We start from the raw sequence: 12,057 nt of genomic DNA on the forward strand, positions 1-12,057 counted from the left end.
TCGGTTATTTTTTTTGCAGGCACAAACGTCATTCAATAAAAGAGGCCGGGCTTCGTACCGGATAGATACACATTTAAAAACCGACAGTCGTTGTCGCTGAGGAAATAACACAAATGGGGCAATTTTTTGCTTTTGCGCCGGCACTCGCCGTACAGGAGAATCGCCATGACGCATAACGTTACTCCAAAAACCTCTCGCGTGGAATTACGTAAGACGCTTACGTTGATTCCGGTTGTAATGATGGGCCTGGCCTATATGCAGCCAATGACGCTGTTCGATACGTTTGGTATCGTCTCTGGCCTGACCGATGGTCACGTGGCAACCGCGTATGCCTTTGCGTTGGTCGCTATCCTCTTTACTGCGCTGAGCTACGGCAAGCTGGTACGCCGCTTCCCGTCTGCTGGCTCTGCGTATACCTACGCTCAGAAATCCATCTCCCCGGCCGTCGGCTTTATGGTGGGCTGGTCATCGCTGCTGGACTATCTGTTCATGCCGATGATCAACATTCTGCTGGCGAAAATTTACTTTGAAGCGCTGGTGCCTTCGGTGCCGTCGTGGATTTTCGTGGTGGCGTTGGTGGCCTTTATGACCATCTCCAACCTGCGCAGCATCAAAACCGTGGCGAACTTCAACACCTTGATTGTTATCCTGCAAATGGGGATTGTCGCCGTCATCGTTGGTTTGATCATCTACGGTGTTTCCCACGGCGAAGGTGCTGGCACGCTGGTAAGTTCCCGCCCGTTCTGGTCTGAAGGCGCCCATGTCGTGCCGATGATCACTGGCGCTACTATCCTGTGCTTCTCGTTCCTCGGTTTTGACGGTATCTCTTCTCTTTCTGAAGAGACCAAAGATGCTGAGCGTGTGATCCCGCGCGCCATCTTCCTGACTGCGCTGATCGGCGGCATGGTATTTATCGGGGCCTCTTACTTCCTGCAACTCTACTTCCCGGACATCTCCCGCTTTAAAGAGCCGGATGCTTCTCAGCCGGAAATCATGCTGTACGTTGCGGGTAAAACATTCCAGTGGGGCGTGCTGATTTTCTCCAGCGTGACCGTGCTGGCGTCCGGTATGGCCGCGCATGCGGGCGTTTCCCGTCTGATGTATGTGATGGGGCGCGATGGCGTATTCCCGACCCGTTTCTTCGGTTATATCCATCCGAAATGGCGTACTCCGGCGTGGAACGTGCTGCTGGTTGGCGCAATCGCGCTGCTGGCGATCCGTTTTGACCTGGTAACGGCCACGGCGCTGATTAACTTTGGTGCGCTGGTGGCGTTCACCTTTGTTAACTTGTCGGTGATCTCCCAGTTCTGGATCCGCGAAAAACGCAACAAGACGCTGAAAGACCATTTCAACTATCTGGTGCTGCCAGTGTGCGGTGCGCTGACGGTTGGCGCACTGTGGATCAACCTTGAGCAAAGCTCGATGATCCTGGGGCTTATCTGGGGCGGTATCGGCCTGGTTTACCTGGCGTGCGTGACGCGCAGCTTCCGCAATCCAGTCCCGCAGTACGAAGATATCGCGCAGTAAATTTTCTTCTGCATATCTACTCAGCCGGAGCCTTGTCTCCGGCTTTTTTATATCTGTTACCTCCCTATTAATAACCCGGCGAACTAAGTTAGATAATTTCGTTATTGGTTCCGTCCAAGCTGCGCGTGGAAAATTCACGATCTGGTTTTTCTGACGTAGCTACCGTTATGTTTTCAATGATATTGAGTGGATTGATTTGCGGCGCACTGCTGGGGTTTGTGATGCAGCGCGGGCGCTTCTGCCTGACCGGCGGATTTCGCGATATGTATATCGCCAAAAATAACCGGATGTTTTATGCCCTGTTGATTGCCATCGCCATTCAAAGCGTTGGTGTCTTTGCCTTAATCCAGAGCGGAGCGCTGCAATACAATGCCGGGACGTTCCCGTGGCTTGGCACTGTTGTTGGCGGTTACATTTTCGGACTGGGAATTGTCTATGCCGGTGGTTGCGCGACAGGCACCTGGTACCGTGCAGGGGAAGGGCTGATCGGGAGCTGGATTGCGCTGTTTACCTATATGGTGATGAGCGCGGTTATGCGATCCCCGCATGCAGACGGCATTAACAGCCTGCTGAAAACCTACAGCACCGAACATAACTCGATTGCCGAAACCTTCGGCGTTTCCGTCTGGCCTTTTATCGCACTGCTGCTTGCCGTCACGCTGTGGGCGGTCGTCAGAGAGCTGCGTAAGCCGAAGCTGAAGATTGCGTCATTACCGCCGCGACGCACCGGGCTTGCGCACCTGCTGTTTGAAAAGCGCTGGCATCCTTTTGTCACTGCGATACTTATCGGTCTAATCGCACTGCTGGCCTGGCCGCTCAGTGAAGCGACTGGCCGCATGTTTGGGCTGGGCATTACCTCACCCACCGCCAACATTTTGCAGTTCCTGGTGGCGGGGCAGAGTAAGTTCCTCAACTGGGGCGTCTTCCTCGTGCTGGGGATTTTCCTGGGGTCGTTTATTGCCGCGAAAGCCAGCCGTGAATTCCGCGTACGCGCGGCGGATGCGCAAACCACGCTGCGCAGCGGGTTTGGTGGCCTGCTGATGGGCGTGGGAGCCAGTATGGCTGGCGGCTGTTCGATTGGTAATGGTCTGGTGATGACCGCGATGATGACCTGGCAGGGCTGGGTCGGGCTGGTATTTATGATCCTTGGCGTATGGACGGCGTCATGGTTTTTATATGTCCGTCCGCAGCGCAAAGCGAAACTGGCGGCGGCTGCGGCTTAACTTACAGGAGCTGTTATGGCTGTAAAAAAACTGGACGTGGTAACGCAGGTTTGCCCGTTTCCTCTGATAGAAGCAAAAGCGGCGCTGGCGGAGATGGCCCGCGGCGATGAACTGATTATTGCGTTCGACTGCACCCAGGCGACGGAAGCTATCCCACAATGGGCGGCGGAAGAGGGCCACACCATTACGGATTACCAACAGGTTGGCGATGCCGCCTGGAGTATTACCGTGCAGAAGGCGTAAGCCGATGCCCTCCCGGTAGCGGGAGGGCTCTTTCAGACAATCTCTTCGGCGTACTGCCACAGCGCTTTCAACAGCGCCTGCTTTTCATTGTCGCCGTCATATTGCTGGAACAGCGCCTGAAGCGCTTCGGCGTATTGCTGCAAAAACTCAGGAGTAAAGACATTGCGGCGATGGGTAAGCCAGCGCTGCTGTTCGTGCTCATCCAGCGTGCCGGGGAAGTTACGCGCCCGGTAGTTAAACAGCAGTTTTTCAATGCGCGAATCGGCAAAGGTGATGTCCAGCGCGGGCAGGTTGCGCGGCTCGGTTTCCAGCAAAATTTTCATCGCGGCGCGGTCAGCATCGCTGAAAAAGCCGTTGTAGATCTGTGCGTCCACGTTATCAGAAGGGACGAACGGTTCCGCCTCGGCAAAAATCGCCAGCACTTTCTCGCGCACTTGCGGGTTATCGCGCAGGATTTGCAGATTATCCAGGCACTGCTGGCGGTTAATGCCCAGCCGCTCGGCGTCCTGCGGGCGCAGCGTATTGGCCTGCGCCAGGATCGGGCACTTATTCAGATGCACCAGTTTCACCGGCACCGCCGCGCTATCGCCGAGTTCCGCTTTCGGTGTATACAGCCTTTCGCGCAGCGCATCGGTATCCAGTTCCAGTAGCGGCGACATATCTCCCGCCAGATCCACCATAATCACCGCGTTGCGGTTTTCCGGGTGCCAGGCCAAGGGCGCCACCCAACTGGTGTTACCGCGCCAGGCACCAAACATCCCGGAGACATGCACCAGCGGTTTCATTTGCGGCACATCGATCAGCGTTGCCAGCTTCTGCTTGTGACGATGGCTGAAAAGGTAGTCGAACAGCTTCGGCTGCTTCGCTTTCACCAGTTGCGCCATGGCGATAGTGGCGTAAACATCCGCCATTGCATCGTGGGCGTTGGCATGTTCAATGCCGTTGGCTTTTGTCAGGTGTTCAAGGCGGAAACTGGGCAGACCGTCTTCATTTTCCGGCCAGTTAATCCCGTCCGGGCGCAGGGCGTAGCAGGCGCGCATAACGTCCAGCAGATCCCAGCGTGAATTATGGTTCTGCCAGCTCCAGGCATAAGGATCGTAGAAGTTGCGGTAGAAAATATTGCGCGTCACTTCGTCGTCAAAACGCACATTGTTGTAACCGAGCACACAAGTGTTCGGCACGGTGAACAGATCGTGAATACGTTTAGCGAAAGCCGCTTCGTTCTCGCCTTTGGCGCGGGCAATTTGCGGGGTGATACCGGTTATCAGCACCGCTTCCGGCTGCGGCAGATAGTCGTCCGCCGGTTTGCAATAGAAGACTTCCGGCTCGCCAATAATGTTGAAATCCGCGTCGGTGCGGATCGCGGCGAACTGCGCCGGGCGATCCAGCGCCGGGCTGGTACCGAAAGTTTCGTAATCGTGAAAGAGAAAAGTGGGCGTTGCGGCGGAATCAGACACCAGATGCTCATCCTGTCAGTAAATATGCCCTCTATGGTAAACCATCCCGGCGCGTGTGCCGAAGGAAAACCGGTCATTCTTCCGCAGACCTTCGCAAAAACAGGTGGTTAAAATCGATCTGTGTCACACTTTTTTGCAATTTAACCAGGTAACGACACACGAAGTTCCGTACAAAGAACGACGATTTTAGATGCTATTGAGGATATTTCATTGAAACGCCGTTTGTTTGCTGCTTCTTTGCTGGCGGTTTGCGTGAACCACGCTTACGCCGACGACTTACCTTTTGCTCCTCAGCCCCCGGCAATTCAGGCGGGCTCCTGGGTATTGATGGACTACACCACCGGGCAAATCTTAACGGCAGGCAATGAACATCAGCAACGTAACCCGGCGAGCCTGACCAAACTGATGACCGGCTACGTGGTTGACCGCGCCATCGATAGCCACCGCATCAGGGCTGATGATGTCGTCACCGTCGGAAAAGACGCCTGGGCAAAAGGAAACCCAGTGTTCGATGGTTCTTCACTGATGTTCCTCAAGCCAGGCGATCGCCTGACGGTGCGTGACTTAAGCCGTGGTTTGATTGTTGATTCCGGTAACGATGCCTGCGTGGCGCTGGCGGATCACGTGGCGGGCGGGCAGCCACAGTTTGTCGCCATGATGAATGATTACGTCCAGAAGCTGAATCTGCGCGATACCCATTTTGAAACCGTACACGGGCTGGATGCGCCGGGTCAGCACAGCTCTGCGTACGACCTGGCGGTGCTCTCCCGTGCCATCATTCATGGCGAGCCGGATTTCTACCATATGTACAGTGAAAAAAGCCTGACGTGGAACGGCATTACCCAGCAAAACCGCAACGGTTTACTGTGGGATAAAACGCTGAACGTTGACGGGCTGAAAACCGGCCATACGTCTGGCGCAGGCTTTAACCTGATTGCCTCAAGCGTGGACGGAGAACGTCGCCTGATTGCGGTGATCATGGGTGCAGACAGCCCGAAAGGGCGTGAAGAGCAGGCGCGTAAGCTGCTTCACTGGGGTCAGCAGAACTTTAATACCGTGGAAATTCTGCGTAACGGTAAAAAAGTGGGTAGCGAGCGTGTGTGGTACGGGGATAAAGAGCAGGTTGATGTCGGCACCGATCGGGATTACTGGCTGGTGCTGCCGAAAGCGGAACTGCAAAACGTAAAAGCCAAATATGTACTGGACAGCAAGGAGCTGGATGCGCCGCTGGCAGCACATCAGCGCGTGGGGGAAATCCAGCTTTATGACCGCGATAAAGTGATCGCGCACTGGCCGCTGGTCACGCTGGATAGCGTCGGCAAAGGCGGCTTGTTCTCGCGTCTGAGCGATTACCTCCACCATAAAAGCTGACACCGTCAAGCGCCGTCTGGAAGGCATGCGAGGTTGCTCGCATAATTGAGCGGTGGCAGATGGCAGGCATACGCCTGCCCGTTATACTGTATGTTCGAACAGTAACACTAAGGGAGTTAGTATGAGCTACACAGTCAAGCAGTGTGAAAAACGCCGTATTGCCGGGTTTCATCTGGTCGGGCCGTGGGACGAGAAAGTTAAACAGGGATTTGCACAGCTGTCGATGTGGGTGGATAACAAGCAGATCCAGCCGCTGGAGTGGATTTGCGTTTATTACGACAACCCGGATGAAGTGCCAGCAGAGAAATTGCGGGCGGATGTGGCGATCACCGTTGACGCTGCGTTTCAGGTGCCAGCCAACAGCGAGGGGGTGATGACCACCGAGGTTCCGGGCGGCCAGTACGCGGTGGCGCAGGCGCGGGTTTACAACGAAGAGTTTGCCGCCAGTTGGGATCTCTTTTTCGATGAGTTGCTCACCGATCAGGCATTACAAATTGCTGCCGGACCCTGTTTCGAAATCTATCGTAACGACGGGCAGCGCGACGGTTACTGGGAGATTGAGATGTATATTCCGGTAGAGTCGAAAGTGCTGTAAGCCGTAAACGTATGCAAAGGGACGTCAGGATCAAACTGGCGTCTCTTTTTTGTTTTAAAAGGTGATATCTGCCACTGAAAAATCCTACAATTGCGCCTCTTTTTATTTCTAGCCCGGAGAACGGCCGTGCGCCGCGACAAATCACTCAGTACTTTTGAAATTCGTCTTTACCGTCATTATCGCGTCGTGCACGGCGTGCGCATCGCTCTGGCCTTTGTACTGACTTTCCTGCTGATCCGCCTGCTGGATGTGCCGGAAGGCACCTGGCCATTAATCACGCTGGTGGTGTTGATGGGGCCAATTTCCTTTTGGGGGAATGTTGTTCCGCGCGCTTTTGAGCGTATCGGTGGCACCATCTTCGGAGCCGTACTGGGGCTGGTGGCGTTAAGGCTGGAGCTGATTTCTTTGCCGGTAATGCTGGTGTGGTGTGCCGTTGCGATGTTTATATGCGGCTGGCTGGCGCTCGGTAAAAAGCCGTATCAGGCACTGATTATCGGCGTGACGCTCTCGGTGGTAGTCGGCGCGCCAACAGGCGATATGCAAACAGCGCTGTGGCGCAGTGGCGATGTCATTATTGGTTCGCTGCTGGCCATGTTGTTCACCGGCATCTGGCCGCAGCGGGCGTTTTTGCACTGGCGCATTCAGATGGCGAATTATGTCACGGCGTTTAACCGGGTCTATCAGGCGGGGTTGTCCCGCAACCTGGTGGAGCGGCCGCGTCTGGAAAAGCACCTGCAAAAAATTCTCAATGACGTGGTAAAAATGCGCGGCTTAATCACGCCAGCCAGTAAAGAAACCCATATCCAGAAAGCGATTTTTGAAGCTATCCAGACCGTCAGCCGTAATTTGGTGTGTATGCTGGAGTTGCAGATCAATGCCCACTGGAGCTCGCGCGCCAGCCATTTTGTCATGATCAATGCGAATACGTTGCGTGAAACACAGCAGATGACGCAGCAGACGTTGCTAACCATTGCCCACGCGTTGTATGAAGGCAACCCGCAGCCGATTCTGGCAAATACGGAAAAGCTCAATGAGATTGTCACCGAGTTACGCCAGTTAAGCCGCGCGCATCAGGGGGATGCACTGGCCGAAACCTCGATTCATGGTTATGTCTGGTTAAGCCTGGAGCTGGCGCGCCAGCTGGAATTGTTATCGCATTTGATCTGCCGGGCATTGCGCAAATAAGCGGCAGATAGCCGCTGTACACAGTCTGGTTGTTTCGATTCAGCTGGATTTGTGGTTATGATAGGGAAAAGGAAAAATTATTGTCATATGCAACCGCTTTGGGTAGGTTTGCCTCTAAGCTTGTTGCGTTAACGAATCCGAATCTCACATTATCAGGGGTGTAAAAATGGAAACAACCAAGCCTTCGTTCCAGGACGTTCTGGAGTTTGTGCGTCTGTTCCGCCGCAAAAACAAGTTGCAGCGTGAAATTCAGGACGTTGAGAAGAAGATCCGTGATAACCAGAAGCGCGTACTGCTGCTGGATAACCTCAGCGATTACATCAAACCGGGCATGAGCGTTGAAGCCATTCAGGGCATTATCGCCAGCATGAAAACCGACTACGAAGATCGCGTAGATGATTACATCATCAAAAACGCCGAGCTGTCGAAAGAGCGTCGCGACATCTCCAAAAAGCTGAAAACCATGGGCGAACTGAAGTCGGTTGAAGCGAAAACCGAATAATGCCTCGCGGTGAGAGGTTCGCCTCTCACCCTTATTTATTTCACGCCGCCCGCCACCATCTTCAACAAGTAATTTTTCGGCCAGTGCGCCGCCAGCTCACTCTTCGTTAAAAACCGGCAAACCGCCTCCACATCGTGACGTGCCGAATCCAGAAACAGACCCACCACGCTCCCGCTGTGCGCCACGTTCAGACCATATAAACCGAACTGCTCCACCAGGTTGAGCAGGGTAGTGAACGCAGGTTTCGGCAATAGCGCCTGGCTGGCTATCGCGCTGAGCGTTGCGGCTTCGCCGAGCCGCGCGGCATCTTTTTGTGCGCACGCGCGCTGTAGCATTTGCCACGCGCTATCCAGTATTTCCGCATTGTCCAGCAGCGCCTGCTGACGCGCCATCCGGTGATAATCTGCGGTCGTCAGCGTCAGCGGGCTTTCCAGTAGCAGGATCTCGGTGGGCGGCAGCGCGCCACAGGGAATGCGCGTTGCCGCCGTGTTGTGGTCAAACAGCGTCAGGCCTGAAAACAGGGTGCTGTCGGTCGGCTCCAGCGCCACGCAAAGTTGCGCCAGCGTCTCTTCATCCAATGATTGATTGAGGTGTCGGGCTGCTGCCACGGCTGTCGCTGCGATATCGGCGGTGCTGCTGGCCATGCCTTTCGCTACCGGAATCGTCGAGCGGCAGTCGATACGCAGGGTTGATGAGAGTGACGCGGGGAGTTGCCAGTGCGCCAGCAGTTGCCTGAGCATCGCGCGGGTGAGCGGGCGTTCATTGGCAAGTGGCGTACCGGTGGTGACTTCCACGTGGCTGTACCACGCCACCGGGCAGGAGACCAGCTTTTCACCGCCGAGGATCCAGCCCTGGATAATTTCGCCGCAGGATGCGGGACATGCTGCCTGCGCCACGGTGCTTCCCCTTAAAAATAAAACCGGATAGTGTCACTTCATCCGCGCGAATGCCAGCGTTAACCACTGCCGGTATATGTCCATCAGGGCACGAAGCATTCCCTGTTATTGCACTCGCAGATGGCTTTTACCTTCGGCAGGTAAGGATTTTCGCAGGATCGATAGTGCACAGCCTTTTTCGTCAGCGCTATCACCTGACTGCGCCGGTATTTTTTACCATCTGAGACGGTGTTGAATTACGCATGAAGTTTCCAGCGCTAAAGATCGGTTGGCGAAAGCTGAATAAATCAGGTGTTGATAAAAACGGGCACGCAATACATTGTCATAGCGCAACAAACTCGCGTTTACGCGACGATAAACTGCTTCAGTTTTATTTCCCTGCGGCAATCCAGTGCGCTTTGGGGAAATGTCATGAGAACGCGAACCCTGTTTTCGCGCCGTGACGCAATAAGCCAACAGGTTTTGCCGCCGCTTTTTGCGCGGCTGGGAAGGGGGTGAAAATCCCCCGCAGCCCCCGCTGCTGTGATGCTGACAACCCCGAAAACACCACTGATCGCCAGATCGGGAAGGACGGGTGAGGATGACGCTAAGCCAGAAGACCGACCTGATGGGCCATTATCAACAACTTCGGTGGGAAGTGGGTTGCTCAGAAGCGTACGGTCGCAAGACCGGGCAAACGCGCGCCTGACTTCAGCTTTCCGCCCGTAATGGGGTGTCAGCAATGTCAAACAGGCGCAGCGCCTTTCTCCTTGCCGGAACCGGCAGCGGCTGTGGGAAAACCACCGTCACGCTGGGGCTGCTCACTGTTTTTAAGCGCCGTGGCTTACGCGTTCAGCCGTTCAAAGTTGGGCCGGATTACCTCGATACTGCCTGGCACAGCGCCGTTTCTGGCGTTGCCTCCCGCAATCTCGACAGCTTTATGCTGCCGGAACCCACGCTAAACGCGCTCTTTAGCGATCATGCTGCGGCATGCGATGTCGCGGTTATTGAAGGCGTGATGGGATTGTTCGACGGCTACGGCACTGACCCCGATTATTGCAGCAGCGCCGCGCTGGCAAAACAGCTCGGTGTTGCGGTGATTTTACTCGTTGACGGCAAAGCGGTGTCGACCTCCATTGCCGCCACGGTGATGGGTTTTCAGCACTTTGATCCGCAACTGTCCATTGCCGGCGTTATCGTTAACCGGGTCAACAGCGACAGCCATTTTCAGCTACTGAAACACGCCATTGAACGCTATTGCGCGCTCCCGGTGCTGGGTTATGTCCCGATCACGCCCGGCGTTGCGCTGCCGGAACGCCATCTCGGGCTGGTGACCGCCCGTGAATCAGTGGAGGAAGCGCGGCCGTGGCACGATTTTGCCGGGCGTCTGGAGCAAACCCTTGATATCGACCAACTGCTGACGCTCAGCCAGGTCACGACCCTTCCCGCAGGGCAAATGCCGCCGTTGCCGGATGTCGTTGCAGGGCTGACGCTGGCATTAGCCTTTGATGAAGCATTTAATTTTTACTACCCCGATAACCTCGATTTACTGGATCGTGCAGGTGTGCGCATTGTGCGCTTTAGTCCGCTACGGGATCGCCAGTTGCCGGAATGCCAGATGCTGTGGCTGGGCGGCGGTTACCCGGAGCTGCATGCGCGGGCGTTATCAGAAAATACCCCGATGCTGGAGGCTATCCGCGCGGCGCATCGGCGCGGTGTGGCGATCTACGCCGAGTGCGGCGGGCTGATGTATCTCGGCACCGCGCTGCGTGACGCGGACAGCGACGAATGGCCGATGGCGAATGTGATCCCCGGTCTTAGCGTGATGGGTAACAAACTGACCCGCTTTGGCTACTGCGAAGCCCGCGCCACGCAACAGACCTTACTGGCAGCGGCGGGTGAAACCCTGCGCGGTCATGAATTTCACTACTCGGATTTCACCGCACAAACGGCGGCGGTGCTTGACTGCCATAAAACCCGCGACGGCGAAGTACTCAAACGCTGGCAGGGCGGCTGGCAGGTTGGCAACACATTCGCCAGCTACCTGCATCTGCACTTCGCGCAACGCCCGCAAATGCTCAACCACTGGTTTGCCGCCGCAAGGAGCGCGCAATGACGCTACTTGCCTGGGCTGTGGCCTTTTTACTCGATCGGTTGCTGGGCGACCCGCCGCACTGGCCGCATCCGGTACGCTGGATTGGCGCGCTGATTAATTTACTGCAAAGCATCGTGCGGCGCTGCTGCCATAGCGATAACGCGCTGCGAGTGGGCGGCGGCGTGATGTGGCTGGTGGTGGTCGGCGTGAGCTGGAGTCTTGCCTGGGGCGTGCTGGCGCTGGCGAACGCCATTCACCCGTGGTTCGGCTGGTGCATTGAGGTGTGGATGATTTACACCACGCTCGCCACCCGTTGCCTGGCGGACATGGCGCGGGAAGTGGAAAAACCGCTGCGCGAAGGGCTTCTGGCGCAAAGCCGTGAAAAACTCTCATGGATCGTCGGGCGCGATACCCGCCAGTTGCAGCCGCCGCAAATCACCCGCGCGGTGGTGGAAACGGTCGCCGAGAACACCGTCGATGGGGTGATTGCCCCGCTGTTCTTTTTACTGCTCGGTGGTGCGCCGCTGGCGATGGCCTATAAAGCGGTCAATACGCTGGATTCGATGGTCGGCTACAAACATGAAAAGTACCGCGCCATCGGCATGGTCAGCGCCCGGCTGGATGATGTCGCCAATTTTATCCCGGCACGCCTGAGCTGGCTGCTGCTGAGCGTCGCCGCCTGGTGTTGTCGCCAGAATGCCCGCGCCGCGTTGCGTATTGGTTTTCGTGATCGGAACAATCACAGCAGCCCGAACTGCGCCTGGCCGGAAGGCACCGTGGCGGGTGCGCTCGGCGTGCGCCTTGGCGGGCCAAATGACTACTTCGGCCAACGTGTCGACAAACCCTGGATTGGCGATGACACCCGCGCCATCGACGTGGATGACATCGGGCGAGCCATCCGGATGATGTGGCTGGCCTCAACGCTGGCGCTGGTGCTGTTTGCACTGGTGCGTTTTGTGTGGACGGGAGCCTGAGGATGGAAAA

General features: G+C 56.0%; 12 protein-coding genes and 1 riboswitch. Of the genes, 10 read left to right on the forward strand and 2 right to left on the reverse strand.

The window, feature by feature from the left end; genetic code table 11:
• The first annotated feature begins 113 nt into the window (after positions 1 to 113).
• From yoeI to tsuB, 4 genes are all read left to right on the forward strand, one after another.
• Positions 114 to 176: a membrane protein YoeI gene (yoeI, locus tag M8Q36_RS25595; protein ID WP_487249776.1), complete on the forward strand. Its 63-nt coding sequence runs from the start codon at positions 114 to 116 to the stop codon at positions 174 to 176.
• Positions 166 to 1,527, forward strand: a complete 1,362-nt coding sequence (locus tag M8Q36_RS14900) for an APC family permease (protein ID WP_249881385.1) — start codon at positions 166 to 168, stop codon at positions 1,525 to 1,527. The genes yoeI and M8Q36_RS14900 overlap by 11 nt, the downstream gene beginning before the upstream one ends.
• 167 nt (positions 1,528 to 1,694) lie before the next feature.
• Positions 1,695 to 2,750: a thiosulfate utilization transporter TsuA/YeeE gene (gene tsuA / locus M8Q36_RS14905; protein WP_249881386.1), complete on the forward strand. Its 1,056-nt coding sequence runs from the start codon at positions 1,695 to 1,697 to the stop codon at positions 2,748 to 2,750.
• 15 nt (positions 2,751 to 2,765) lie between these two features.
• Positions 2,766 to 2,993, forward strand: a complete 228-nt coding sequence (gene tsuB, locus M8Q36_RS14910) for a thiosulfate utilization sulfurtransferase TsuB/YeeD (protein WP_249881387.1) — start codon at positions 2,766 to 2,768, stop codon at positions 2,991 to 2,993.
• A gap of 32 nt (positions 2,994 to 3,025) precedes the next feature.
• Here tsuB and sbcB read toward each other — a convergent pair whose 3' ends face one another.
• On the reverse strand, positions 3,026 to 4,450 hold the full coding sequence (sbcB, locus tag M8Q36_RS14915) for an exodeoxyribonuclease I (RefSeq protein ID WP_249881388.1): 1,425 nt from the start codon (positions 4,448 to 4,450) through the stop codon (positions 3,026 to 3,028).
• A gap of 210 nt (positions 4,451 to 4,660) precedes the next feature.
• Between sbcB and dacD the strand changes: the two genes are divergently transcribed.
• The 4 genes from dacD (at position 4,661) to M8Q36_RS14935 (ending at position 8,103) form a co-directional block, all read left to right on the forward strand.
• The gene (dacD, locus tag M8Q36_RS14920; RefSeq protein WP_249881389.1) at positions 4,661 to 5,821 is read left to right on the forward strand and encodes a serine-type D-Ala-D-Ala carboxypeptidase DacD; all 1,161 of its coding nucleotides are present in this window, start codon (positions 4,661 to 4,663) and stop codon (positions 5,819 to 5,821) included.
• A gap of 121 nt (positions 5,822 to 5,942) precedes the next feature.
• On the forward strand, positions 5,943 to 6,416 hold the full coding sequence (sbmC, locus tag M8Q36_RS14925) for a DNA gyrase inhibitor SbmC (RefSeq protein ID WP_200550498.1): 474 nt from the start codon (positions 5,943 to 5,945) through the stop codon (positions 6,414 to 6,416).
• A gap of 126 nt (positions 6,417 to 6,542) precedes the next feature.
• Positions 6,543 to 7,601: an FUSC family protein gene (locus M8Q36_RS14930; protein WP_249881390.1), complete on the forward strand. Its 1,059-nt coding sequence runs from the start codon at positions 6,543 to 6,545 to the stop codon at positions 7,599 to 7,601.
• A 166-nt stretch (positions 7,602 to 7,767) separates the two neighbouring features.
• Positions 7,768 to 8,103 (forward strand): DUF496 family protein, encoded by a 336-nt coding sequence (locus M8Q36_RS14935; protein ID WP_017458442.1) that lies wholly within the window; start codon positions 7,768 to 7,770, stop codon positions 8,101 to 8,103.
• A gap of 35 nt (positions 8,104 to 8,138) precedes the next feature.
• Here the strand turns inward: M8Q36_RS14935 and M8Q36_RS14940 are convergent, their stop codons facing one another.
• Positions 8,139 to 8,999 carry an L-threonine kinase gene (locus M8Q36_RS14940; RefSeq protein ID WP_249881391.1) on the reverse strand — a complete coding sequence of 287 codons (861 nt, stop codon included), beginning with the start codon at positions 8,997 to 8,999 and terminating at the stop codon, positions 8,139 to 8,141.
• A gap of 440 nt (positions 9,000 to 9,439) precedes the next feature.
• Positions 9,440 to 9,621: riboswitch (cobalamin riboswitch) on the forward strand.
• 99 nt (positions 9,622 to 9,720) lie between these two features.
• Here M8Q36_RS14940 and M8Q36_RS14945 point away from each other — a divergent pair.
• Positions 9,721 to 11,094, forward strand: coding sequence for a cobyrinic acid a,c-diamide synthase CobB (locus tag M8Q36_RS14945; RefSeq protein ID WP_249881392.1), 1,374 nt, complete (start codon positions 9,721 to 9,723; stop codon positions 11,092 to 11,094).
• Positions 11,091 to 12,047: an adenosylcobinamide-phosphate synthase CbiB gene (cbiB, locus tag M8Q36_RS14950; RefSeq protein ID WP_249881393.1), complete on the forward strand. Its 957-nt coding sequence runs from the start codon at positions 11,091 to 11,093 to the stop codon at positions 12,045 to 12,047. Before M8Q36_RS14945 ends, cbiB begins: the two co-directional genes overlap by 4 nt.
• Positions 12,048 to 12,057 lie beyond the last annotated feature (10 nt).

The organism is Kosakonia sp. R1.Fl, assembly GCF_023516815.1.
Lineage (GTDB): Bacteria > Pseudomonadota > Gammaproteobacteria > Enterobacterales > Enterobacteriaceae > Kosakonia.